This is a genomic window from Bauldia sp. (assembly GCA_037200845.1).
Taxonomy (GTDB): domain Bacteria; phylum Pseudomonadota; class Alphaproteobacteria; order Rhizobiales; family Kaistiaceae; genus DASZQY01.
Genome location: JBBCGQ010000001.1, coordinates 908374 through 931478, shown reverse-complemented (window position 1 = coordinate 931478; position 23105 = coordinate 908374). Strand labels below are relative to the sequence as shown.

28 protein-coding genes, 1 tRNA gene, 1 other RNA gene and 1 pseudogene are annotated in these 23105 nt (G+C 67.8%); 14 read left to right on the top strand and 17 right to left on the bottom strand.

Features of this window, described 5'->3' with window-relative positions; all coding sequences use genetic code 11:
* Nucleotides 1–34: 34 nt before the first annotated feature.
* Nucleotides 35–193, top strand: a pseudogene (locus WDM94_04520) (Rrf2 family transcriptional regulator).
* A 3-nt stretch (nucleotides 194–196) separates the two neighbouring features.
* On the opposite strand, the gene WDM94_04515 reads toward WDM94_04520, so the two are convergent.
* The 3 genes from WDM94_04515 to WDM94_04505 form a co-directional block, all read right to left on the bottom strand.
* Nucleotides 197–273: transfer RNA gene (locus WDM94_04515), tRNA-Arg, on the bottom strand.
* Nucleotides 274–316: 43 nt separating this feature from the next.
* The gene (locus tag WDM94_04510) at nucleotides 317–1801 is read right to left on the bottom strand and encodes a HAMP domain-containing sensor histidine kinase (GenBank protein MEJ0011890.1); all 1485 of its coding nucleotides are present in this window, start codon (nucleotides 1799–1801) and stop codon (nucleotides 317–319) included.
* A gap of 7 nt (nucleotides 1802–1808) precedes the next feature.
* Entirely contained in the window at nucleotides 1809–3254 is a 1446-nt protein-coding gene (locus tag WDM94_04505; GenBank protein MEJ0011889.1) for an FAD-dependent oxidoreductase, read from the bottom strand.
* Nucleotides 3255–3397: 143 nt separating this feature from the next.
* Here WDM94_04505 and rpmH point away from each other — a divergent pair, with 143 nt between their 5' ends.
* Genes rpmH through yihA form a run of 4 tightly spaced genes read left to right on the top strand, consistent with a single transcriptional unit; the run spans nucleotide 3398 to nucleotide 6564 of the window.
* Nucleotides 3398–3532, top strand: a complete 135-nt coding sequence (gene rpmH, locus WDM94_04500) for a 50S ribosomal protein L34 (protein MEJ0011888.1) — start codon at nucleotides 3398–3400, stop codon at nucleotides 3530–3532.
* Nucleotides 3533–3572: 40 nt separating this feature from the next.
* A complete protein-coding gene (gene rnpA, locus WDM94_04495) occupies nucleotides 3573–3953 on the top strand; it encodes a ribonuclease P protein component (protein ID MEJ0011887.1) in 381 nt (126 codons plus the stop codon).
* Complete coding sequence (yidC, locus tag WDM94_04490) at nucleotides 3953–5914, top strand: membrane protein insertase YidC (GenBank protein ID MEJ0011886.1); 1962 nt, start codon at nucleotides 3953–3955, stop codon at nucleotides 5912–5914. Before rnpA ends, yidC begins: the two co-directional genes overlap by 1 nt.
* Nucleotides 5911–6564 carry a ribosome biogenesis GTP-binding protein YihA/YsxC gene (gene yihA, locus WDM94_04485; GenBank protein MEJ0011885.1) on the top strand — a complete coding sequence of 218 codons (654 nt, stop codon included), beginning with the start codon at nucleotides 5911–5913 and terminating at the stop codon, nucleotides 6562–6564. Before yidC ends, yihA begins: the two co-directional genes overlap by 4 nt.
* 2 nt (nucleotides 6565–6566) lie before the next feature.
* Here the strand turns inward: yihA and WDM94_04480 are convergent, their stop codons facing one another.
* The gene (locus WDM94_04480; protein MEJ0011884.1) at nucleotides 6567–7820 is read right to left on the bottom strand and encodes an acyltransferase; all 1254 of its coding nucleotides are present in this window, start codon (nucleotides 7818–7820) and stop codon (nucleotides 6567–6569) included.
* A 96-nt stretch (nucleotides 7821–7916) separates the two neighbouring features.
* Entirely contained in the window at nucleotides 7917–8270 is a 354-nt protein-coding gene (locus WDM94_04475; GenBank protein MEJ0011883.1) for a hypothetical protein, read from the bottom strand.
* Nucleotides 8271–8396: 126 nt separating this feature from the next.
* Between WDM94_04475 and argB the strand changes: the two genes are divergently transcribed.
* The 6 genes from argB to WDM94_04445 all read left to right on the top strand — a co-directional run bounded on the left by argB (nucleotide 8397) and on the right by WDM94_04445 (nucleotide 13107).
* Complete coding sequence (gene argB, locus WDM94_04470) at nucleotides 8397–9302, top strand: acetylglutamate kinase (GenBank protein ID MEJ0011882.1); 906 nt, start codon at nucleotides 8397–8399, stop codon at nucleotides 9300–9302.
* Entirely contained in the window at nucleotides 9299–10012 is a 714-nt protein-coding gene (locus WDM94_04465; GenBank protein ID MEJ0011881.1) for a pyrimidine 5'-nucleotidase, read from the top strand. The genes argB and WDM94_04465 overlap by 4 nt, the downstream gene beginning before the upstream one ends.
* Before the next feature lie 10 nt (nucleotides 10013–10022).
* Complete coding sequence (gene dapD / locus WDM94_04460) at nucleotides 10023–10868, top strand: 2,3,4,5-tetrahydropyridine-2,6-dicarboxylate N-succinyltransferase (GenBank protein MEJ0011880.1); 846 nt, start codon at nucleotides 10023–10025, stop codon at nucleotides 10866–10868.
* 39 nt (nucleotides 10869–10907) lie between these two features.
* Nucleotides 10908–11282: a DUF805 domain-containing protein gene (locus tag WDM94_04455; protein MEJ0011879.1), complete on the top strand. Its 375-nt coding sequence runs from the start codon at nucleotides 10908–10910 to the stop codon at nucleotides 11280–11282.
* 77 nt (nucleotides 11283–11359) lie between these two features.
* Nucleotides 11360–12517, top strand: a complete 1158-nt coding sequence (dapE, locus tag WDM94_04450; protein ID MEJ0011878.1) for a succinyl-diaminopimelate desuccinylase — start codon at nucleotides 11360–11362, stop codon at nucleotides 12515–12517.
* Complete coding sequence (locus tag WDM94_04445) at nucleotides 12514–13107, top strand: hypothetical protein (GenBank protein MEJ0011877.1); 594 nt, start codon at nucleotides 12514–12516, stop codon at nucleotides 13105–13107. The genes dapE and WDM94_04445 overlap by 4 nt, the downstream gene beginning before the upstream one ends.
* Here WDM94_04445 and truA read toward each other — a convergent pair.
* From truA to def, 4 genes are all read right to left on the bottom strand, one after another.
* Nucleotides 13104–13841: a tRNA pseudouridine(38-40) synthase TruA gene (truA, locus tag WDM94_04440; GenBank protein MEJ0011876.1), complete on the bottom strand. Its 738-nt coding sequence runs from the start codon at nucleotides 13839–13841 to the stop codon at nucleotides 13104–13106. The two genes, WDM94_04445 and truA, sit on opposite strands and share 4 nt — an antisense overlap.
* 1 nt (nucleotide 13842) lies before the next feature.
* Nucleotides 13843–14757 carry a methionyl-tRNA formyltransferase gene (fmt, locus tag WDM94_04435; protein MEJ0011875.1) on the bottom strand — a complete coding sequence of 305 codons (915 nt, stop codon included), beginning with the start codon at nucleotides 14755–14757 and terminating at the stop codon, nucleotides 13843–13845.
* 54 nt (nucleotides 14758–14811) lie between these two features.
* Nucleotides 14812–15057 carry a hypothetical protein gene (locus WDM94_04430; GenBank protein MEJ0011874.1) on the bottom strand — a complete coding sequence of 82 codons (246 nt, stop codon included), beginning with the start codon at nucleotides 15055–15057 and terminating at the stop codon, nucleotides 14812–14814.
* Nucleotides 15058–15163: 106 nt separating this feature from the next.
* Entirely contained in the window at nucleotides 15164–15697 is a 534-nt protein-coding gene (gene def / locus WDM94_04425) for a peptide deformylase (GenBank protein ID MEJ0011873.1), read from the bottom strand.
* Nucleotides 15698–15747: 50 nt separating this feature from the next.
* Between def and WDM94_04420 the strand changes: the two genes are divergently transcribed.
* Nucleotides 15748–15906 carry a hypothetical protein gene (locus tag WDM94_04420; GenBank protein MEJ0011872.1) on the top strand — a complete coding sequence of 53 codons (159 nt, stop codon included), beginning with the start codon at nucleotides 15748–15750 and terminating at the stop codon, nucleotides 15904–15906.
* Nucleotides 15907–15954: 48 nt separating this feature from the next.
* Nucleotides 15955–17067, top strand: coding sequence for a DNA recombination protein RmuC (rmuC, locus tag WDM94_04415; GenBank protein MEJ0011871.1), 1113 nt, complete (start codon nucleotides 15955–15957; stop codon nucleotides 17065–17067).
* A gap of 81 nt (nucleotides 17068–17148) precedes the next feature.
* Here the strand turns inward: rmuC and WDM94_04410 are convergent, their stop codons facing one another.
* The 7 genes from WDM94_04410 to ffs all read right to left on the bottom strand — a co-directional run bounded on the left by WDM94_04410 (nucleotide 17149) and on the right by ffs (nucleotide 21530).
* A complete protein-coding gene (locus WDM94_04410; GenBank protein MEJ0011870.1) occupies nucleotides 17149–17754 on the bottom strand; it encodes a DUF924 family protein in 606 nt (201 codons plus the stop codon).
* Complete coding sequence (locus tag WDM94_04405) at nucleotides 17754–18161, bottom strand: GFA family protein (protein MEJ0011869.1); 408 nt, start codon at nucleotides 18159–18161, stop codon at nucleotides 17754–17756. Before WDM94_04405 ends, WDM94_04410 begins: the two co-directional genes overlap by 1 nt.
* Nucleotides 18162–18171: 10 nt before the next feature.
* Nucleotides 18172–18777: a recombination mediator RecR gene (recR, locus tag WDM94_04400; GenBank protein MEJ0011868.1), complete on the bottom strand. Its 606-nt coding sequence runs from the start codon at nucleotides 18775–18777 to the stop codon at nucleotides 18172–18174.
* Nucleotides 18777–19307 carry a hypothetical protein gene (locus WDM94_04395; GenBank protein MEJ0011867.1) on the bottom strand — a complete coding sequence of 177 codons (531 nt, stop codon included), beginning with the start codon at nucleotides 19305–19307 and terminating at the stop codon, nucleotides 18777–18779. The genes recR and WDM94_04395 overlap by 1 nt, the downstream gene beginning before the upstream one ends.
* Nucleotides 19308–19309: 2 nt before the next feature.
* On the bottom strand, nucleotides 19310–19639 hold the full coding sequence (locus WDM94_04390; GenBank protein MEJ0011866.1) for a YbaB/EbfC family nucleoid-associated protein: 330 nt from the start codon (nucleotides 19637–19639) through the stop codon (nucleotides 19310–19312).
* Between the two features lie 3 nt (nucleotides 19640–19642).
* Nucleotides 19643–21397 (bottom strand): DNA polymerase III subunit gamma/tau, encoded by a 1755-nt coding sequence (locus tag WDM94_04385; protein ID MEJ0011865.1) that lies wholly within the window; start codon nucleotides 21395–21397, stop codon nucleotides 19643–19645.
* A 34-nt stretch (nucleotides 21398–21431) separates the two neighbouring features.
* An RNA gene (gene ffs, locus WDM94_04380) (signal recognition particle sRNA small type) lies at nucleotides 21432–21530 on the bottom strand.
* A gap of 119 nt (nucleotides 21531–21649) precedes the next feature.
* Between ffs and nudC the strand changes: the two genes are divergently transcribed.
* Nucleotides 21650–22579, top strand: a complete 930-nt coding sequence (gene nudC / locus WDM94_04375) for an NAD(+) diphosphatase (GenBank protein ID MEJ0011864.1) — start codon at nucleotides 21650–21652, stop codon at nucleotides 22577–22579.
* On the opposite strand, the gene WDM94_04370 is transcribed toward nudC, so the two are convergent.
* Nucleotides 22576–22968: a response regulator gene (locus WDM94_04370; GenBank protein ID MEJ0011863.1), complete on the bottom strand. Its 393-nt coding sequence runs from the start codon at nucleotides 22966–22968 to the stop codon at nucleotides 22576–22578. The two genes, nudC and WDM94_04370, sit on opposite strands and share 4 nt — an antisense overlap.
* Nucleotides 22969–23105 lie beyond the last annotated feature (137 nt).

Sequence of the window (23105 nt, the reverse complement as noted above, 5' to 3'; positions counted from 1 at the left end):
ACCTATAGTGCCGGCCACATTCCGCGGGACTTCCATGCTCACCAAGAAGGGGAAATACGGCCTTAAGGCCCTGCTCCACCTTGCGCGTCTGGCGCCGGGCGAGACCGCGCCCGGCGGCGACATCGCGGCCGCCAACAATCTCCCCAAGAAGTTCATGGACGCGATTCTCGTCGAGCTTCGCAACGACGGCATCGATTGGCGCGCCCGGAGAGATTCGAACTCCCGGCCCTCAGATTCGTAGTCTGATGCTCTATCCAGCTGAGCTACGGGCGCGTGGGGGTGTTGCTACTCCATGGGGCCGGCGGATGGCAAGCGGCTAGCCGGTGCGGCCCCCGGCCGTCGGGCGGTCGGGGATTATGACCTCGAAGGTGGCGCCGGCGCCGCCGGTGTCGAGCAGCGCGATCGAGCCGCCGTGGGCGCGGACAAGCTCCGCGGCAATGGCTAGGCCAAGGCCGGTGCCGCCGGGCCTTGCGGTGCCCTGGAAGGCGCGGAAGAGGTTGGCGCGCACTGCCGGCGGGATGCCCGGGCCCGTGTCGGCGACTCGGATGGCGACCGAGCCGTTGGTGCGGCTGGCGCTCACGGTCAGGCGGCGAACCACCGCCGGGCCGAAGTCGCCCTCCAGCGCCTGGGCGGCGTTGCGGCAAAGATTGACCAGGACGCGGAAGAGCTGGTCGGGGTCGGCGTCGATCTCGAGGCCGGCGGGGACGCGGTTTTCGAACTGGATCGTCGGGTGGCCGGTGAGGCCGGTGGAGTCGGCGACGTCGTCGACGAGGCGGTCCAGCGCCAGCAGGCGGCGCGCGGGCGCGGCCTCGCGCGCCTTGCCGTAGGCGAGCGTCGTCTGGGCATAGGAGATGGCGCGGTCGAGGGCGGCGATCAGCTTGGGGGCGAAGCGCTGGACGTTCTCGTCGGGCAGGCTGCCGAGGCGATCGGAGAACAGTTGCGCGGCGGCCAGCATGTTGCGGAGGTCGTGGTTGATCTTCGATACCGCCAGGCCGAGGTCGGCAAGGTGGCGCTGCTCGCGGAGCGTCCCCTGCAGCGCCTCCTGCATGGCGGCGAGGTGCTCCTCGGCAACGCCGATCTCGTCGCTGCGGCCACTTGGCGTGATCACCCGGCCGACGTCTTCCGGCGCGGTCGAGAAGGCGACCATGTTGTCGGTCAGCCGGCGCATCGGGCGGACGAACAGGCGGTTGATCGAGAAATAGAGCAGGCCGGCGGTGATGACCGAGATAAGCAGCGACAGCCAGATGATGTTGACGGAATAGCGCAGCATCGCATCGCGGAGCGGGCGGTCGCTGATGACGAGTTCCAGCGTCGCGCCGGAGCGCGCGCCGCCGACGACGCGGATGATGCGCGGCGTCGGCGAGAACAGCGTGGCGAACGCCTCGCCGATGTCGCTCGTAGGATTCATGACGCGGAGGTCGATCATCGAGTCGACGTCGGGCGGCATTTCGACCGTGGCGATGAGGCGGCTTACCGTGCCCGTGCGCACCGCGATGGCGATGGCGCCGACGGCCTTGAGGAGATCGTTCTGGATTTCGCGCGGCACGGCCTGGGCATCCGAATCGGCGAGCACGACGCTCGCGGCATCGGCCATGGTCAGGTGGTCGGCCAACCAGTTGATGCGGAAGTTCGCGATCGAGGGGACGTAGATCAGGACTTCGCTGACCGTGACGAACAGAACCGTCAGCACGAACAGGCGCGACGACAGGCCGAAGCCACGACGGGTCGAAGGGCGAATCGGTTTCGCCATCGGGGGAGCGGGGATGGCCTCGCCCTCGCCGTTGACGATGCGGTCGTTCATCAGAGGATCAGCCGAGCTTCCTGAAGAGCGTAATGATGCGCCGCCGCCATGCCGGCGTCAAACCGGCGCTACCGCGGGTAGCAGGCTTATGGTCGGCGGCAACGCGCCGGGCGAGCGCGGCGCGCGCCGGATAGGGCGGCACGTATGCGGCCACGGCGGCGAGGCCGAGGCGATTGGCGACGGCGAGCGCCCACGGCGCGATCAGCTCAGGCGCGTCGCGGCCGACTATTGCCGCGCCGAGGATGCGGCCGCCGCCGGTGGTGGTGATGACCTTCAGCATTCCCGCCGGCTCGCGCTCGATGTGCGCGCGGTCGCTCTCCGCGAACGGCACGCGGATGATGCGGACATCGCGATGGAGAAGACGCGCCGCCGGCTCGTCGAGGCCGACGGAGGCGAGGCCCGGGTCGGTGAAGGCGACGGCCGGAACGTTCGCCGTCTCATCGGTGAAGGGCACGCGATAGAGGATCGAGCGGACGACGGCGGCTGCCTGCAGCTCGGCGCGGGCGGCGAGCGGGGCGCCAGCGATGACGTCGCCGATGGCGTAGACGCGGCGGTTGGTCGTGCGCAGGCCCTTGTCGACGACGATGCCGGCCTTGTCCCACTGGATCTGGCCCGCCGCCAGGCCGAGGCCCTCGACATCGGGCCAGCGGCCGGCGGCGATGATAATGTGCGACCCATCGACGGCGATCTCGCCCTCGGCCGGGTCGGTCAGCAGCATGCGGACGCCGCCGCGACGGCGCGCGATCTCCGAAATTTTCACGCCGGTGCGCACGCGGATGCCTTCCGCGCGCAGGCGGTCGAGCAGGATCGTCGCCATCTCCGGATCGACGTCGGGGATGGCGGCGCCTTCGTCGACGACGGTCGTATCGATGCCGAGGCGGGAATAGGCCTGCGCGAATTCCAGCGCGTAGCGATCGGCGCCGAGGACGATGAGATGGGCGGGGCGGCGGGCGAGGTCGAAGCCGTCGGCGAGCGACATGGCGTCGACCGTCTCGAGGCCGGGGATCTGCGGGACCGCGGGAACCGAGCCGGTCGCGATGATGATGCGGCGCGCCCTGATGGCGGTGTTGTCGACGACGACCAGATCGGGATTGGCGAAGCGGGCGTTGCCGGCAATGACCTTGACGCCGAGCGCGGTCAGCCGCTCCGGCGTGACGTTGCGGGCGATGGCCGCGGTCGCCTCCTCGATGTGCTCGCGGACGCGGCCGAGGTCGACCTGCAGCGGCGCGCCGGTGACGCCGAAGGCCGGACCTGTGCGCAGAGTCTCGTGGATGGCGGCGGCGGCGAGCAGGGCTTTGGCGGGCACCGTGCCGGAGGCGAGGTTATGGCCGCCGGTGCGGTTTTTCTCGATGAGGATGACCGGCACGCCCTCGGCGGCAGCGGCGGTCGCCGCGGCTATTCCGCCGGGGCCGGCACCGATCACGCATATGTCGGGGGTGAGTTCATCCGCCATCCCCCTCCACTTAGCGCCTCGCGCCAAGCTTTTCGCGGCGAAATCCCGGCTTTCCCCTGCGGTTTACTGTCCGCGCCCCGCGTTGACTCGATTCCGGTCCGTCCTTATAAGCCGCACCAATTCAAGACCCGCGGAGAGACGAGATGAAGCGGACCTACCAACCGAGCAAACTCGTGCGCAAGCGGCGTCACGGGTTTCGCGCCAGAATGGAAACTACCGGCGGCCGCAAGGTCATCAATGGCCGGCGTGCGCGCGGCCGCAAGAAGCTGACGGCCTGACCGACCGAGCCGGGCACCTGTCCGGCCACCCACGAACACGATGGAAAGCCTCAAACGCCGCGCCGCCTTCGTAGCCGTCGCCGGCGGGCGGCGGGTAGCCAAAACCGGCTTCCTGCTCCAGGCACTGAAGGCGGGCGCCGAGCCGGGCGCCACACTTGTTGACCGGCCGCCGCGTTTCGGGTTCACAGTCACCAAGAAGATCGGGAACGCGGTCGTGCGTAATCGCATCCGCCGACGCTTGCGAGAGGCCATTCGGCGGGCCGAGATGCATGCCGAAAAGGCCACCGATTATGTGCTTGTCGCGCGGCGTGCCGCTTTGACCCTTCAATTCGAGCGGCTGGTCACCGATCTATTGAGCGGCTTCGAGGTATTGTCGCGTTCCGGCGGCACTCCGGCCAAGCCCGCGAACGGAACCGACTGATGCCCGATAACCGCAACCTCTTCCTCGCCATCGCACTCTCGATCGCCGTGCTGATCGGCTGGCAATTCTTCGTCGCCGGGCCGCAGATGGAGCAGGCCCGCAAGGCGGCCGAGCTTGCCGCCCAGCAGACGACGACCGACACGACCAATCCGGGCGCGGTGACGACGACGGCGGACGGGACGACCACTACCGCGGCGGGCACGCCGCCGGCCGCCGCGGCCAATGCCCCTGCCCTCACGCGCGAGGCAGCGCTGGCGCTGACGCCGCGCATTGCCATCGAGACGGGCACGGTCGTGGGCTCGATCAATCTCGTCGGCGGGCGCATCGACGACCTTCACCTCAGCGACTTCCACGAGACGGTAGACAAGACCAGCCCGACGATCGTGCTGCTGTCGCCGGCGCGCACGCCGATCGTCGCTCCCGATCCGGCGCATTCCATCTCGGCCAAGGGCCCCTACTACGCCGAGCTCGGCTGGGTCGCGGCGGCCGGCGGACCGGCGGTGCCGGGACCAGACGCGACGTGGACGGCGGAGAGCGGCGCCAAGCTGACGCCGACGACGCCGGTGAAGCTCACCTACGACAACGGCGCCGGGCTGGTGTTCGTCCGCACCATCGCGGTCGACGACGAGTACATGTTCACGATCAAAGACACCGTCACCAACAACAGTGCCGCGGCGGCGAGCCTCTCGCCCTACGGACGGGTAGCGCGGTTCGGGGAACTCGAGCGCGGCAACGCGCTGGAGACGCTCGGCCTCATCGCCGCGCTGAAGGATCAGCGCCTGGTCGAGCACGACTACAAATCGCTGGAGGGCGCGCCGGTCACCCTCGACAAGGCGACGCAAGGGTGGGTCGGCATCAACGACAAATACTGGGCGTCCGTTCTGGTCCCGGAGACCGGCAAGCCGTTCGTCGCGCAGATGGAGCACCTCCCGACCGCGGCCGGATACCAGGCCGACTACGTCGCCGATCCGGTGACGATCGCGCAGGGCGCGAGCGCGGAGACGAGCGCGCGGCTGTTCGCCGGCCCGAAGCAGCTTTCCATCCTCGATGCCTATCGCGACGGCATGGGCATCGAGCGCCTCGACCTGCTGGTCCATATGGGCAAGTTCTATTTCCTCGACCTGTGGTTCATCGCGCAGCCGCTGTTCTACGTCATCGACTGGCTCTACCACCTGATCGGCAACTTCGGCCTCGCCATCCTCGCCGTGACCGTGCTGGTCAAGGCGGTCTTCGTTCCGCTCGCCAACAAATCGTACAAGTCGATGAGCGCGATGAAGAAAGTGCAACCGCAGATGGCCGCCATCCGCGAGCAGTACAAGGACGACAAGGTCAAGCAGCAACAGGCTCTGATGGAGCTGTACAAGAAGGAGAAGATCAATCCGCTCGCCGGCTGCTGGCCGGTGGCGATCCAGATCCCGGTCTTCTTCTCGCTCTACAGCGTGCTCTCGAGCACCATCGAGATGCGGCACGCGCCGTTCTTCGGGTGGATCCAGGACCTGTCGGCGCCGGATCCGACGACACTGTTCAACCTGTTCGGGCTGCTGCCCTTCGATCCGGGCTCGGTGCCGATCATCGGCCACTTCCTGCTGATCGGGCTGTGGCCGCTGATCATGGGCGTGACGATGTTCGTCCAGATGCGGCTCAACCCGCCGCCGCCCGATCCGACCCAGGCGATGATCTTCACCTGGCTGCCGCTGATCTTCACGTTCATGCTGGCCTCGTTCCCGGCCGGGCTGGTCATCTACTGGGCGTGGAACAACACGCTGTCGGTGAGCCAGCAGTATTTCATCATGCGGCGGCAGGGCGCCGACGTGGACCTGTGGGGCAATATCCTGCAGTCGCTGGGCCTGAGGCCCGCCAAGCCGGCGACGGCCGTGGCGGTTCCGGCCGCAGCCAACGATGCGGCCGCACCGGCGCCGCAGAAGAACAAGAAGATCAAGGCCGACAAGGCGAAGACTTGAAGCCGGCGGCGCCCGCAGGCGATCCCGAGGCTGCGGCGAAACTCGAAGCCGGGCGGCTCCTGTTTGCCCGGCCGTGGAAGCACTTCTGGGGCTCTTCCGACGTCAGCAACCTGCCGCCCATGGCGGGCATCGAGGTGGCGTTCGCCGGCCGCTCCAACGTCGGCAAGTCGTCGCTGATCAATGCGCTGGTCGGGCAGAAGGCGCTGGCCCGCACGTCGAACACGCCGGGGCGGACGCGGGAGCTCAATTTCTTCACCGCCGAGGGCGCATCGCTCACCATCGTCGACATGCCGGGCTACGGCTACGCGCGGGCGCCGAAGGCGCAGGTGGCCGCGTGGACCAGCCTCGTCTTCTCGTTCCTGCGCGGGCGGCAGACGCTGCGCCGCGTCTACGTGCTGATCGATTCACGCCATGGCCTCAAGGACAATGACATCGAGGCGGTGAAGCTGATCGACAAGGCGGCGGTGTCGTACCAGATCGTGCTCACCAAGACGGACAAGCTGAAGGTCGGCGAGATCGAGGCCGTGACGGCCAGCGTCGCGGCGACCATCGCCAAGCACGCGGCGGCGCATCCTTCGATCATCGCCACATCGGCAGATGCCGGCATCGGCATCGACGCGCTGCGGGCGGAGATCGCCGCGCTCTCCTAGTGTTACGCCGGCGCTGAGGATCGTGCTGGCCGGCCGCGGCGGATGATGCGCGCCAGGGACTGCGCGGCGGCATCGACTTTCGTGAATGGCACCGCGACGGCGAGTGTCAGGACGATACCGACGAGGATCGCGGCGAGGCTTGCTGCCAGCGGCGGAGCGCCGGCGGCGCTCGCGGCCAGATAGACGACGCAGCTCGGGCCGAAGACGATCGGCCAATGCACGAGGTAGACCGGGAACGAGATGCGGCCGAGGCGGGCGAGCGGCGGCCAGGCGAGCAGGTTGCGCGCGTCCTGCCATGTGACCAGCGACAGGAAGATGAGCAGCGCGCCGAGGCGTTTCTGGAAATGCAGCGCGAGTTCGCAGTTCAGCATCAACGGAAAATCGATATTGCAAACCGGCTGGATGCCGGGGACGGCGAATTCCTCGCCGGCGACGCACAGCAGCACGCCGAGGGCGACGCCGACGATGCAGAGCCACGCCGGCATGCGGCTGGGTCTCTCGGCGAGCGCCGCGACGCCGGCGACGTGACCGACGACGAAGCAGAGATACGGCGTACGCAGAAAGACGACAGCGGCGACGATCACGGCCGGCAGCCAGAGGCGCGGCAACTGGGCGCGGATCGCAGCCAGCGCGAGGACCACGATCGAGCCGGCGAACTCGACGCCGATCGTCCACAGCGGTGCGACGTAGGCATTTTCGATGCTCGGCAACCAGGGACGGAAACCGAACGACGCGACAGTCCCCTCCTGATAGCCGACAAAGAACGCGTTGAAGTAGTCGCGGACGAACGCCAAGAGGCCCGGCTCCGGCAGCCAGTTGAGGGCGAGCCAGCGCGAGTCTAACGCGGCGCCCGCGGCGACGTGGGCATCCGGCAACAGCGCCATCACCGCGGCCGAGAGGATGCATGCGGCGAGCGCCGGAATTGCCAGCCTCGCCAGGCGGGCGACGAGAACACGAACGGGCTCAGCGGCGTCGCGAAGGAAAGGCGCGGTGAGGACGTAGCCGCTCAGCACGAAGAAAATATAGACGGCCGAGTAGCCGTCATAGAAATAGAACAGCGCCGAGCGATGGATGATAAGCCCGAGAGCCGGGCCTCCCGGGCGATCGAAGACGATCGCCGGCAGGAAGGCCGAGAACATGTGCAGCAGCAGCACCTGGAACGCGGCGAGCGCGCGCAGCGATTCCAGGGGCAGCAGGCGGCGGTCGCTCAGCATCGGTGCGGTCATCGGATAGGTCGCCAGGATATCGACCCACACCGTACCGTTAGCCGGCTGCTTTCTTGTTAACGCCCAAAACGCGAAACGCCTCGCCCACTGAAGGGCGAGGCGTCTCGTTACTCGGGTACGCTACGACTACTGAGCCGGAGCGGCAGGCGCCGGGGCCGGAGTGGTCGGCGCAGGAGCCGGGGCCGTGGTGTCAGCCGGCGGCGCGGCTTCCAGGGTGGCCGGAGGCGCGGCCGGAGCCGTCGGCTCGGTCGCCGGGGCCAGCGGCGCGGGGGCCGGAGCCGTTGCGTCCGGCAGCGGCGTCGTGATGGTGGTGTCGCCGGCGGTCGGCGCCGGGCTGCGGTTGACGAAGTAGAACAGGCCGATGACGACGACGGCGGCGATGACGATCGCCGTCACGATCAGGCCGGTGTTCGACGTCTCGCGGTCCACGACGGTTTCGCGGTTCACGTACGTCGGGGGCATGCGGTCGCTCTGTGACATGTTGAGGCTCCTTTATGTCTCGCGGGTACCCGCCTCCCCGCTAACCGCCTTCCGCCGGCAAAGTTCCGCATTTTTCTTCCGCCCTAAACCGGCTATAGAGCGCGCGAACCTTAGGGATTGGCTCAAATGGACAGTATCCGCGAGGCGGAAACGACCGATGCCGAACTGACGGCGCGCCTGATTTCGGCGGCGCTGCCGTATATGCTCGCGTACGACCAGAAAATCATCGTGGTGAAGTACGGCGGGCACGCCATGGGCGAGGCGGCGCTGGCCAAGGCATTCGCGCGCGACATCACGCTGCTCGAGACGGCCGGGGCGCGGCCGGTGGTAGTGCACGGCGGCGGGCCGCAGATCGGCGACATGCTCAACCGGCTGGGGATCAAGTCGGAGTTTCGCGGCGGCCTGCGCGTCACCGACAAGCCGACCATCGAGGTGGTCGAGATGGTGCTCGCCGGCTCGATCAACAAAGAGATCGTGATGGCGATCAACGCCGAGGGCGGCAAGGCGGTCGGCCTCTCAGGCAAGGACGGCAACATGGTGTTTGCCGAGAAGGTGACGCGCACCGAGAAGGACCCGACCTCGAACATCGAGAAGGTCGTCGACCTCGGATTCGTCGGCGAGCCGAAGCGCATCAGCCGCGCGGTGATCGACATGATCATCGGCGCCGGGCTAATCCCGGTGATCGCGCCGGTGGCGCCGGGCGACGACGGCGAGACCTACAACATCAACGCCGACACGTTTGCCGGTGCGCTCGCCGGGCGGCTTGGCGCGGCGCGCCTGCTGTTCCTGACGGACGTTCCGGGCGTGCTCGACCGCAGCGGCAAGCTGATCAAGGAACTCACCGTGAAGAAGGCGCGCGAGCTGATCGCCGACGGCACGATCTCGGGGGGCATGATCCCCAAGGTCGAGACGTGCATCGACGCGATCAAGCAGGGCGTCGAGGGCGTCGTCATCCTCAACGGCAAGGTGCCGCACGCGGTGCTGCTCGAGCTGTTCACCGACCTCGGCGCCGGCACGCTGATCACGCCGTGAGCGAGGGCACGGACCTCGGCCGCTTCGCGGCGGTCGACGCGTGGGTGTTCGATCTCGACAACACGCTCTACCCGCGCCACCTCGACCTGTTCAGCCAGGTCGACAAGCGCATCCGCGCATACGTCGCCCGGCTGCTCAACCTTTCGCCGAAGGCGGCGCAGAAGGTGCAGAAGGACTACTACCAGCGCTACGGCACGACGCTGCGCGGCCTGATGGAGGAGCACGGCATCAAGGCGGACGATTTCCTCGAGTACGTGCACGACATCGACCATTCGCCGATACCGGCGGACCCACGGCTCGGTTCCGCCATCGAGCGGCTGCCGGGGCGGAAGTTCATCTTCACCAACGGCTCGACAGCGCATGCCGAGAAGGTGGCGGAGCGGCTCGGAATCACGCGGCATTTCGAATCGATCTTCGACATCGTGCGCTCGGAACTGCTGCCGAAGCCGAACGCGGCGACCTACGACCGCTTCGTCGCGGCGACCGGGATCGCGCCCGGCAAGGCGGCGATGTTCGAGGACCTCGCACGCAATCTCGAGGTGCCCCACAGGCTCGGCATGGCGACGGTGCTGATCGCCCCGCGCGGCGTCAGGGAGGTGCTGACCGAGGACTGGGAGACCGAAGGGCGCGATGCCCCGCACGTCGACTTCGTCACCGACGATCTGGCGCATTTCCTGGAAGATGTGCTTGATGTGACCGGCAAAGCGTGAGGGCGCGAGCGTGGGAAACTATTCCGAACTGAAGCAGACCATCGAAGAGGCGTGGGAGCAGCGCGACAAGATCGATGTCACGACGGATGTCATCGTCCACGATGCGGTGAGCGACGCGCTCACGCTGCTTGACCGCGGCGACGTCCGCGTTGCCGAGAAAATCGACGGCGTGTGGACTACGCACCAGTGGCTGAAGAAGGCGGTGCTGCTCTCGTTCCGCCTGAACCCGATGGAGACGATCTCGGGAGGGCCCGGCGGCGCCAACTGGTGGGACAAGGTACCGTCGAAGTTTCACCGGTGGGGCGACGTGGAGTTCACGCGCGCCGGCTTCCGCGCGGTACCCGGCGCGATCGTGCGACGCTCGGCCTACATTGCGCCGGGCGCGATCCTGATGCCGTCGTTCGTCAACCTCGGCGCCTACGTCGATAGCGGCACGATGGTCGATACGTGGGTGACGGTCGGGAGCTGCGCGCAGATCGGCAAGAACGTGCACCTCTCCGGCGGCGTCGGCATCGGCGGCGTGCTCGAGCCGCTGCAGGCGACGCCGACCATCATCGAGGACAACTGCTTCATCGGCGCGCGCTCCGAGATCGTCGAGGGCGTCGTGGTCGGCGAAGGATCGGTGATCTCGATGGGCGTGTTCATCGGCCAGTCGACCAAGGTCGTCGACCGGGCGACCGGAGAGATCCACATCGGCAAGGTGCCGCCCTACTCCGTCGTCGTGTCGGGATCGCTGCCGGGCAAGCCGTTCCCCAACGGCCAGCCGGGACCGTCACTCTATTGTGCGGTTATCGTCAAGAAAGTGGACGAACAGACGCGGTCGAAGACCAGCGTCAACGAACTGCTCCGCGACTGACGGGTTGACGGCAGGGCGGCAAGCGTCTCGGATCGAGTCATGGCCGCCCCGGCAACCACAGACCAGCTCCTGCATTTTTTCTTCCGCAGCAACGGGAGAATTGGCCGGCAGGAATATGCGCTCGGCATAGGCGTGATCTATTCGCTGAACCTGTCGATCCTGTTCTACCTTCTGGTGCGGGAAACGATGTCGCCGGTCATGCTCATCCTGCTTGTCCTGCTGGATGTCATCATCCTGATCGGGTTGGCTGTGCTGATGGCGAAGCGGTGCCACGACCTCGGGCTGCCGGGATTGTACTTTCTGTTCATATTCGTGCCGTTCGTCGGGCTGTTCTGGCCGTTCGTGCTGGCCTTCCTGCCCGGCAATCCGGCAGCCAACGCCTACGGCATGCCGCCGGTAATCGAGCCCGAGTGAGCGGCGCCGATTGACGCTTCCCTGCCCGGCTCGCTAAACCCCGGGCGCCCTTCCCTTTCCGGCCACCCGCACCTCATATGACACCTTCCACCGAAGCCGCCGCCGCCCACCTTCGGGCGCTGATCGCCTGCCGCTCGGTGACTCCGAACGATGCCGGCGCGCAGGACTATCTCGCCGGCGTGCTGGGCAAGGCCGGGTTCCGCGTCGAGCGGCTGCCGTTCAGCGAGCCCGGAATGGCGGAGATCGCCAACCTCTACGCCAGCATCGGCTCGGGCTCGCCGCATCTGGTCTTCGCCGGGCACACCGACGTCGTGCCGCCCGGCGACGAGGGGCGCTGGACGCACCGGCCGTTTGCCGCCGAGGTCGCCGACAACATGATCTTCGGCCGCGGCGCGGTCGACATGAAGGGGGGCATCGCGGCGTTCCTCGCCGCCGCCATCGCGCGGGCGGAGAGCGGCATCGGCCAGGGCACGCTGTCGCTGCTCATCACCGGCGACGAGGAAGGCCCGGCGATCAACGGCACCGCGAAGCTGGTCGAATGGGCGAAGGCCAGGGGCATCCGCTTCGACGCGGCGCTGGTCGGCGAGCCGACCTCGCAGAAGCGGCTGGGAGACACGATCAAGATCGGCCGGCGGGGGAGTCTCTCGGGCACGCTGATGGTCGGCGGCGTTCAGGGGCATGTCGCCTACCCGCATCTCGCCGACAACCCGGTGCCGAAGCTGGCACGGATGGTGGCGCGGCTGGCCGAGGTGCGGCTCGACGACGGCAACACGGACTTCCAGCCGTCGAACCTGGAGATCACCGGCATCCAGACTGACAGCACCGCATTCAACGTCATTCCGGGCGCGGCTTGGGCGCGGTTCAACGTGCGCTACAACGACTACTGGTCGCCGACGTCGCTGAACGCGCTGCTCCGCCGCGTCATCTCGGAGGAAGGCGACGCCGAGATCCAGTTCGAGAAGGGCGCCAGCGACTGGTTCCTGACCAAGCCCGGCCCGCTGGTCGATACGCTCGCCGGCGCGATCCGGGATGTTGCCGGAGTCATGCCGGAGAATTCGACGGGCGGCGGCACTTCCGACGCGCGCTTCTTCAAGGACATCTGCCCGGTCGTGGAGTTCGGGCTCGTCGGGCAGACGATGCACCAGATCGACGAGCGCGTGCCGCTCGCCGATCTCGAGATGCTGACCGCGATCTATCGGCGCTTCATCGACCGCACATTGGGACTGGCCCGTTGATCGGGCGCGACGAAATCCAGCGATCGCTGAGCGGGGCGTGGAACCTATTCCTCGGCCGGCCCGATGCGCTGCGCGCCTTCGACACCAGCCTCGAGGGATTCTGGCGTTCGTTCCAGGCCATCCTGGTGGTGGCGCCGCTCTATTTCATCACGGCGCTGACCGACCGGATGGGCGCGGCCGGCGATCCGGCGACGGTGGTGAGCCCCGACAAATTCTGGGCGACCGAGTTTCTCTCGCTGGTGCTCGACTGGATCGCGCTGCCGGCGCTGCTCGCCGTCATCGGCGGGCTGGTCGGGATCAAGCAGCGGTATCCCGCCTACATCGTGGTGCGCAACTGGGCGACGCCGGTGATGCTGGCGCCGTTCGCGGCGGTGTCGCTGCTCGGTGTGCTGGGCATCAGCGAGGAGATCCTGCTCATCCCGTGGGTGGCGGCGACGGCGTTCTCGCTGCGCTTCAGCTACCTGATCGCGCGCCGGACGCTCGGGGTCGAGATCGACGTCGCCATCGCGTTCGTGGCGCTCGACGTTTTCGTCAGCCTCGCGGTGCTGAAATTTGTCGGCAGGCTGACCGGCGTCGATCCGTTCAGCTAGTAGTCGACGGCGACCAGATAGAGGCCGTCGGGCGGCGCTACCGGGCCGGAGCGGGCGCGGTCCTTCGCTGCCAGCGCCTCGCCCACGGTGGCGACCGGCCACTTGCCCTCGCCGACCTTCTTCAGCGCGCCGACCATCGAGCGGACCTGATTGTGCAGGAACGAGCGGGCGGTGGCGCGGACGAGGATCTCGCCGCCCTCGCGGGTGACGTCGAGTTTGTCGAGCGTCTTCACGGGCGACTTCGCCTGGCAGTCGGCGGAGCGGAAGGTGGTGAAGTCGTGGTTGCCGACCAATGCCTGCGCGGCTTCGTGCATCGCGCTCTCGGACAGCGGCTGGTTGACCCACCAGACGCGGCCGCGGTCGATGACCGGCGGGGCACGGCGGTCGGTGAGCCGGTAGAGGTAGTGGCGGCGGCGGGCGGAGAAGCGGGCGTCGAAATCCGGCGCGACGTTCTCGGCCGACAGGATCGCGACCGGATGCGGGCGGAGGTGCGCATTCAGCGCGTCGCGGATCGTGTCGGTGGCGCGCTCGGTGGCGAGATCGAAATGGGCGACCTGGCCCAGCGCGTGGACGCCGGAGTCGGTGCGGCCGGCGCCCTTCACGACCACGGTTTCGCCGGTGAAGGCGCGCAGCGCCTCCTCGATCGCGCCCTGCACGGTGGGGCCGTTGTCCTGCCGCTGCCAGCCGACGAAGGGGCCGCCGTCGTACTCGATGGTGACCTTGTAGCGCGGCATGTCAGGCGAGGACCGTGCCGGCCGCGACCGGCGAGCCGCGCAGGAAATCGGCGGCGGGCAACGGGCCCTTGCCGGCACGCTGGAGATTGAGCAGACGCACGGCGCCGTCGCCGCAGGCGATGGTGAGATTCGCGTCGAGCAGAGTGCCGGGCGCGTCGCTGCCGGAAGCAAGCGTCGAGCGGAGCGCCTTGACGCGGTCGGCGCCCAGCTCGAACCACGCACCGGGATCGGGGGAGAGGCCGCGGATGTGATTGTGGACCTCAAGGGCCGGGCGCGACCAGTCGATGCGGGTTTCGTTCTTGTCGATCTTTTTGGCGTAGGTGGCGCCCTCCTCCGCCTGCGGCGTGAAATTGAGGACGCCGCGCGACAACGCGGCGAGTGCGCGGACCATGAGGTCGGCACCGAGGCGGGCGAGATGATCGGACAGTTCGCCGGCGGTGGTGTCGGCGCCGATCGATACGCGCTCGCTCATGGCCACCGGGCCGGTGTCGAGGCCGGCTTCCATGCGCATCACCATGACTCCGGTCTCGGCGTCGCCGGCCATGATGGCGCGGGCGACCGGCGCGGCACCACGCCAGCGTGGCAGGAGCGAACCGTGGAGGTTGAGGCACCCGTTGGTCGGCGCATCGAGGAAGGCGCGCGGCAGGATCTGCCCGTACGCAACCACCACGCCGACATCGGGGGCCAGCGCGGCGAAGCGGGCGGCTTCTTCCGGCGGCTTCAGGCTTGGCGGCGACAATACGGGGATGGCGAAGCGTTCGGCGATCTCGTGGACCGGCGACTTGCGCTCCGCCATGCCGCGGCCGGCAGCACGCGGCGGCTGCGTGTAGACCGCAGCGACCTCATGGCCCTGGCCGACGATTTCGGTGAGAGTCGGCACGGCGAACGCCGGCGTGCCGAAGAAGACGATGCGCATAGGGCGGCGGCTTAGCTGGCCGCCGCCCGCGCGGCAATACCGGAGTGGCTGCTGCTAGCAGCGTTCCTTGTAGAACTTGCCGTGATACTTATAGGTGCACCACTGGCCCTGATGGTTGACCAGGATGGCGCCGGCGAGGCCGCCGATCGCGGCACCGACGACGGCACCACCAATCGAGTTGGTCGCCACGCCGCCAACGGCAGCACCGGCGACAGCGCCGCCGAAGATGGCCTGATCAGACGTACAGCCGGCCAAGCCGACCGAAGAAGCAAGCGCCGCAGCGATGAGGAGCTTCTGCATGGGTAATCTCCCGGAATTGCGCGGACAGCCGAAAGGCCGCCCGGAAGGAACGCCAAGCCAACGCCCTTTCCAAGGATATGTTCCGTGATGGCGAAAATGCGGCCGGCTAAAGCGCGGTCTTGGGCGCCAGCTTCGACTGCTTCGTAAACTTCTTGATCACCATGTCGCGCTTGAGCTTCGACAGACGGTCGATGAACAGCTTGCCGTCGAGATGGTCGATCTCGTGCTGCAGGCAGACCGCCAGCACGCCGTCGGCGTCGAGCTCCTGCTTGTTGCCGTCGCGGTCGATGTAGGAAACCTTCACCGCCGCAGGGCGCTCGACCTCGGCGTAGTACTCCGGGATCGACAGACACCCTTCCTCGACGATGGCGCGCTCGTCAGACGACCGGAGGATTTCCGGGTTGATCAGGAACAGCGGCTCGGGCGCGGCGGTCTCGTCCTCGCGCTGGGCGACGTCGATGGTGACGATGCGGCGGGGGACGTTGACCTGAATCGCCGCAAGCCCGATGCCGGGGGCGGCGTACATGGTCTCCAGCATGGAATCCATGAAGGCGCGGACCTCGTCGTCGACACGTTCGACGGGGGCGCTTTTCATCCGCAGCTTGCGGTCGGGAAGGGTGATGATATCGAGTTTGGACACGGGCTTCAGATATGAGGCCGGCCCCTCCGGGTCAACGGCGAAAACGGCGGATGAGCAAGACTCCGAAGCGGCCGAAGGCGAAGAAAATCCGGCGCAACCCGCTGGCACGGGAACTGGCGACCGGCAAATTCCGTCCGCGCGTCGTGCCCAAGATCGGCGCCTACAAGCGGCGGCCAAAGCATCTCCCGCCGGAGGACGAGACGATTTAGCCGTTCCTGTTTTGTACTTGGCAACGAATCCGGGTTAGGATAGCGGCCATGACCCAGACCCTGCTGATTCTGGCTTTCCTCGCCTTTGCCGCGCTGGCCGCCGGCTTTGCCTATGCCTGGTGGCAGGCATCGCAGCGGCTGCTGGCCATGTCCGACGGCGGCAAGGCGGCGATCGAGCAGCACGTCGCAGCGTTGATGAAGGCGCAGGGCGAGATCACCGGGCACGTTCAGGGGCTCTCCAGCCGGCTCGACGGCTTTGGCCAGCGCATCGGCCAGTCGATGACCGACACGACGAAAAGCACGCACGAGTCGCTGGCCAAGCTCGGCGAGCGGCTGGCGATCATCGACAAAGCGCAGCAGACGATCACGACGCTGTCCGGCCAGGTGGTCGAGTTGCAGCACGTGCTCACCAACAAGCAGACGCGCGGCGCCTTCGGCCAGGGGCGGATGGAAGCCATCGTCCGCGACGGGCTGCCGAGCAATGCCTATGCCTTCCAGCACACGCTGCCGAATGGCACACGGCCGGACTGCGTGATCTTTTTCCCGTCGGGGCCGAGCCTCGTGATCGACGCGAAGTTTCCGCTGGAGGCGTGGAACGGCATCCGCGCCGCGGCGACGCCGGAGATGACCAAGATCGCCGAGACGCAATTCCGCCGCGACACGACCAAGCACATCCAGGATATCGCCGACCGCTACTTCGTGCCGGGCGAGACGCAGGACACGGCGTTCATGTTCGTGCCGTCGGAGTCGATCTTCGCCGACATCCACGAGCGCTTCGAGGACGTGGTGCAGAAGGCGCACCGGGCGCGGGTCGTCATCGTGTCGCCGTCGCTCCTGATGCTGTCGATCCAGGTGGTGACCTCGCTTCTCCGCGACCAGCGCATGCGCGAGCAGGCGCACGTCATCCAGCAGGAGGTGGCGCTGCTGATGGAAGACGTGGGCAGGCTCGACGAGCGGGTCAAGAAGCTGCAGTTGCATTTCGGGCAGGCGAACAAGGACGTCGAGGATATTCTGATCTCGACGAAGAAGATCGCCGGGCGCGGCGAGCGGATCGAGCAGGTCGAGGTGAACGGCGCGGTCGTCGAGGCGCCGAAGGTTGCCGCGCGGCCGGCGGTGCGGCAGACGCCGCGGATGCCGGCGGGGCCGGAGTTGCCGCTTTAGTTTTGAGATTCGCGAGGAGGAGAGATGCCCCTCCCCAAAACCGCGTTGCGGTTTTGGCCCTCCCGCAAGGGGAGGGCTCGTCTAGAACCCGCGGCCGTTTTTCAGGAACTCGATTTCTTCCGGCGTCGAGTCGCGGCCCATCATCACGTTGCGATGAGGGAAGCGGCCGAACTCGCGGACGATGTCCCAGTGCTTGTAGGCGAACTCCATGCCGATGCGGATTTGCGTGCGCGCTTCCGGCGGCGTCGCGTTCAACGCCTCGGCCATGTAGAGCATGCCGCGGTCCTGCTCGGCGATATTCTCGGCGTGCATGAAGGGCAGCGTCACGAAATTCCGCTCGACCGGATAGAAGACGCCGACGCCGTTCGCCAGCAGCGCCTTGGCGGTGGCCAGCGCCTTCTGGTCGTAGTCGTAGGCGTGGTGGGTCGTGCGGTAGATGTTGCGCGGGAACTGGTCGAGCAGAACGATCAGGCCGACCTGCTCGATGCGCGACAGGGTGCCGAGGTCCCATTCCTTCGCCTTCGCCGGCTCAAGATATTTCTCGAATTTCTCCTTCACCTCGGCGTCGAACTCAGGCTTGGCGCTGAACCAGCGCTCCATCGTTTCCTTCGGCGGCGGCTCGTTCGGCGATTTCAGTTCGCCGAACCAGAAGCGGTGGATCTCGGCGAGTACGTTCCGGTCGATCATCAGAGGTGCCTCACTTCCGGGGGCATGCCGTCCCACTTGTCGTGCAGGCCGTCATAGTAGCGCACCGGCGCCGCCATCAGCTCGTCGATGTCGACGCCGTCGAGGCAGGCGATACTGACGTTGAAATAGATGCGGCCGGTCATGTTCGGCGTCTCGATGCGATCAAAGGCGTGGATGCCGCAGCGCCGGCAATAGGGATGATGCGCGACCTCGTTGCCGCCGTGGTAGTCGACGAGGTCGCTCTCGCTGGCGGTGATGCGGAAGGTGTCCAGCGTCGCTTCCACCGACCAGAGGCGCACCTTGGTGCAGTAGGTGCAGTTGCACTTGTCGGTGCCCTTGCTGATGTCGACGTCGGCCTCGAAGCGGACGGCGCGGCAGTGGCAGCTTCCGGTGTAGGTGCGGAGCATGTCCCCTCCCCTAGAACGGCGTGCGCTGGCGGATCGCCGCCGACAGCGTGCCCTCGTCGAGGTAATCGAGCTCGCCGCCGACCGGCACGCCGTGCGCCAGGCGCGAGACTTTCGTTGCCGTGCCCGCCAGGCGATCCATGATGTAGTGCGCGGTGGTCTGGCCCTCGACGGTGGCGTTGACGGCGAGGATGACCTCGCTGATGGCGCCGTCGGTGACGCGCCGGACGAGGCGATCGATGCCGATGTCGTCGGGACCGATGCCATCCAGCGGCGACAGCGCGCCGCCCAGCACGTGGTAACGGGCGTTGAGTGCGCCGGCGCGCTCCAGCGCCCACAGGTCGGCGACGTCTTCCACCACGACGAGGGTGTGCTGGTCGCGGCGCGGATCGGCGCAGATGGTGCAGGGATCGGAGGTATCGATGTTGCCGCAGGTCGAGCAGACGACGACGGTCTCCACCGCGACGTCCATCGCCTTGGCCAGCGGGACCAGCAGGTCGTCCTTCTTCTTGACGAGATGGAGCGCGGCGCGGCGGGCGGAACGGGGCCCCAGGCCCGGCAGCTTGGCGAGAAGCTGGATCAGGCGCTCGATCTCGGGGCCGGCGACGGAGCGGGGCATCAGGCGGCGGAGACGATGTCGGGCCGGAAACGCGAGACGACCGACAGGAGCTCGTCGGCGCTGACGTTGGAGGCGCGGTCCACGGGGACGCCGATCCATTTGCGCGATGGCGTGCCATCCGCGGCGCGCGCGGTGACCAGGCCGAGGAACACGCGCCCGCGTGTCATCGTGATGCCGTCAAGATCGGCCCAGGCGAAACGGCTTGGCGCGAAGCGGGCCCGCACTTCTATGCCTTCGGCGTCCAGTGTCGCGAACGCGCCGGGCAACAGCAGGGGGACGGTCAGCACGAGGCCGCCGGCGATGAGCAGCACGGCCAGGACCAACACCGGGACGCGCACCATCGGCGGCACCGACTCCAGCAGCATGAGCGGGCCCGGCCCCTGCCAATCGGCAGACCGCATATCCCAGGCCAGCCACAGCGATGCGATGACGAGCAGGATGCCAACGCCGATGAGCAGCCCGACGCGGAAGCGCGATGGACGGACGGCCAGCAGCGTGCCGGCGGCTTGCGGGGTGCGGGTCTCCGTCATGGCTAGAACGGCAGCTTCATGCCGGGCGGGAGCTGGAGGCCGCCGGTCAGGTCGCGCATCTTGTCGGCGAGCGCGGCTTCGGCCTTGGCGCGGGCGTCGTTGGTGGCAGCGACGATCAGGTCTTCGAGGATCTCGGCCTCCTCCGGCTTGATGAGCGACGGGTCGATGGCGATACGTTTCATCTCGCTCTTGCCGGTCATGGTGACCGTGACGAGGCCGCCGCCGGCGCTGCCGGTCACTTCCATGGCGGCGACTTCCTGCTGGAGCTGCTCCATCTTCGTCTGCAGCTCGCGGGCCTGCTTCATCATGCCCATCATGTCGCCGAGCGCCATCGGTCAGTTGTCCTCGTTCGTGATGTCGTCGGCGGGCGGCAAGGCGTCGTCGGAGATCGGCGCGCCTTCCGATGTCGGCATGCGGACGTCGACGATCTCGGCGCCGGGGAAGCGGGCCATGACGGCGGCCACCACCGGGTCGGCGCGGGCGTCGTCCACGAGCTGGTCGCGGGCGGTCTTGCGGGCCTCGGCGATGGTCGGGGCGTTGCCTTCGCGCACGACCGTGATGACCCAGCGGCTGCCGGTCCATTGGTCGAGCTTCTTGGTCAGCTCGCCGGCGAGGCCGGCGGAGGCGTGCTCGGTGACGGCGATGTCGATCTGGCCGGGCTCGAAGCGGACGGGGCGGACCGCGGTTTCCAGCGCATGCTTGAGTTTCAGTTCGCGGCGCTGGCCGGCGAGCGCGACAAGGTCGGCGAAAGTTTCGAGGCGCGGGACATCGGCGGGCGCGGCTTGCGGCGACGGCGCCGAGGCAGCGGCCGGGCGTGCGCCGCCGGACATCGCCATGCGGGAACCGCCGCCGGATGGCGCGGGTGGCGACGGGGCGCGCGGGCGCGCGGGCGTGCCGCCTTCGGCCAGCGACTTCAGCGCCTCGTCGGGCGTCGGAAGGTCGGCGGCGTGGGCGATGCGGACGACGACCATGTCGGCGGCGGCCAGCGGACGCGAGGCTTCCTTGGTTTCGTCGATGCCCTTGAGCAGCATCTGCCAGGCGCGGGCGAGGACGCGGAGCGAAATCTTGGCCGCGAAATCCTTGCCGCGGGTCTTCTCCTCCTCGGTCAGCGCCGCGTCGTCCTCGGCGGTCGGCGCGAGCTTGAGGCGGGTGACCATGTGGGTGAAGGCGGCGAGATCTTCCAGCACGACGGCGGGATCGGCACCGACGTCATGCAGTTCCTTCAGGCGGGCGAGCGCGGACGCGACGTCGCCCTTCATGATCTCCTCGAACAGGTCGATGACCATGGCGCGATCGGCGAGGCCGAGCATCTGGCGGACTTCTTCCGCGCTCACCTGGCCGGTGCCGTGGGCGATCGCCTGATCGAGCAGCGAGAGGGCGTCGCGCGCGGAGCCTTCGGCGGCGCGAGCGACCATGGTGAGCGCGCCGTCGTCGATGGCGATGTTTTCCTTGGCGGCGATGTCCTTCATCAGGCCGATGAGGCGGCCGGCTTCGATGCGGCGAAGATCGAAACGCTGGCAGCGCGAGAGGACCGTGACCGGGACCTTGCGCACCTCGGTGGTGGCGAAGATGAACTTCACATGCTCGGGCGGCTCTTCCAGCGTCTTGAGCAGGCCGTTGAAGGCGGCCTTCGACAGCATGTGCACTTCGTCGATGATGTAGACCTTGTAGCGGGCGATCGCCGGCTTGTAGCGCACCGCCTCGATGATCTCGCGGATGTCGTCGATGCCGGTATGCGAGGCGGCGTCCATCTCGATGACGTCGACATGGCGGCCTTCCATGATCGCCTGGTCGTGCTCGCCGACCTCGGTCATGTCGATGGTCGGGGCGTCGATCTTGCCGGGCACGGAATAATTCAGCGCGCGCGCGAGGATGCGAGCGGTGGTCGTCTTGCCAACACCGCGCACGCCGGTGAGCATGTAGGCCTGCGCGATGCGCCCGGTGCGGAATGCATTGGTGAGGGTGCGCACCATCGGCTCCTGGCCGATCAGATCGGCGAAGCTCTGCGGGCGGTATTTGCGGGCGAGCACGCGGTAGGGGCTCGCCTTCGCGGGCGTCGCCTCGTCCATATCGGTGCCGCGCTTGGCCATGTCCGGCGGGAAACTCGCATCCATCGGTGGGGCTAGTGGGAGGCTGGCACGCGACCCGTGCCGAAACTCGTTAGGGCTGCTTCCTTCCGGACCTGACCCGGTTGGCGAGCGGACCGTCCGCAGCCAACCTCCCGAGGGGACCATATCATGTCAGGAGGGCGCGGAAGCAAGGGCGGCGGCCACGACAAGCGCGGCTAATTGGGGGTAAGGTTGTGGCCGAGTCCCTGCCCACAATCCCCGAGATCGACGCGAATGCCCGGTTTCTTCGACGGCATGCCGGAGACGGAACCGAGTGCGCTGGTCGGCTTCGCGCGCAACCGGATCGAGCGGCGGAGCGAGCACCGGACGGCGGATGCCGTGCCGCTGGCGCTCCGCGACGGGTCGGCGCGGGTTTATCTCTGGCGCGGCGACAAGGTGCTCACGCGCGGCGACGATCCGCTTTTCTCCGCCGGCGAGGCGGATGGGCTGGGGGCCGAGCGCGGCGAGATGGTGCTGCTCGGGTGGAGCGGCGCGGGCCCGAGGCTGGCGGCGACGCTGCCGGAAACGGCGGCTATCGACGAGGGGCGGATCGCGCTCGTCGATCTCCGGACGCTGGCCTCTGCCGCCGCGGTTTCGCCGGAGCATCTCGGCGCCCTGGCGCAGGGGCGAAGCCTGATCAACTGGCACGCGCGCCATCGCTTCTGCTCCAACTGCGGTGCCGCGACCGCTATCGCCAATGGTGGGTATCGCCGCGACTGTCCGCAATGCAAGGCGCAGCATTTTCCGCGCACCGATCCGGTGGTGATCATGCTCGCCGTTCGCGGTGAGATGGCGCTGCTCGGGCGGCAGCCGCAGTTCGCGCCCGGCATGTACTCGGCGCTGGCCGGATTCCTGGAGCCGGGCGAGACGATCGAGGATGCGGTCAGGCGCGAGATACTGGAGGAATCCGGCATCGCCATCGGGCGCGTCAGCTACCACGCCAGCCAGCCGTGGCCGTTTCCGATGTCGCTGATGATCGGGTGCCATGCCGAGGCCCTGACCGACGCGATCCGCCGCGACGAGGCGGAACTGGAAGACTGCCGCTGGTTCTCGCGCAGCGAAGCGAAGCAGATGCTCGACGGAACGCACCCGGCCGGCTTCAAGGCGCCCTCGCCTGTCGCGATCGCGCACCGGCTGGTGGCGGCGTGGGTCGATGGCGCCTAGGCGGCGCGGGCGTTGATGATGTCGTGGATGCGGCGGGTGACGGCCTTTACCGGGTAGGGCTTGGGGACGAAGCGGCCGTAGTCGCGGATGCGGCCGAGGTGGCCGAGCTCCGGCAGGTGGTTGCCGGAGGTGAGCAGCACGTCGACCTGCGGCCAGCGGCGCTCGACTTCCTCGGCAAGCGCGATGCCGTCGATCGCGCCGCCCAGGTTGATGTCGCTGAAGACGACGCTGATGTCGCCGTTGCGCATCAGCAGGGCGATCGCCTGCTCGCCGTTGTAGGCCTGCAGGGTTTCGAAGCCGTCGTCGCGCAGGGCGTCGGCGATGTCCCCGTTCACCAGAGCCTCGTCCTCGACGACCAGTACTTTGTTCTGGTTGTGTACGGTTTCCATGGGTGGGCAACGGGCGGGAGCCGGGATAGTTCCGGTATTGCCGCGGTTCGATCCAATTGTACTTAAATCTTCGGTAAATCTCGCCGGTTTGGCCTTTTTTTGGCGCGCCGCGGCGCCGGACGGGAACCGGTGTTGGT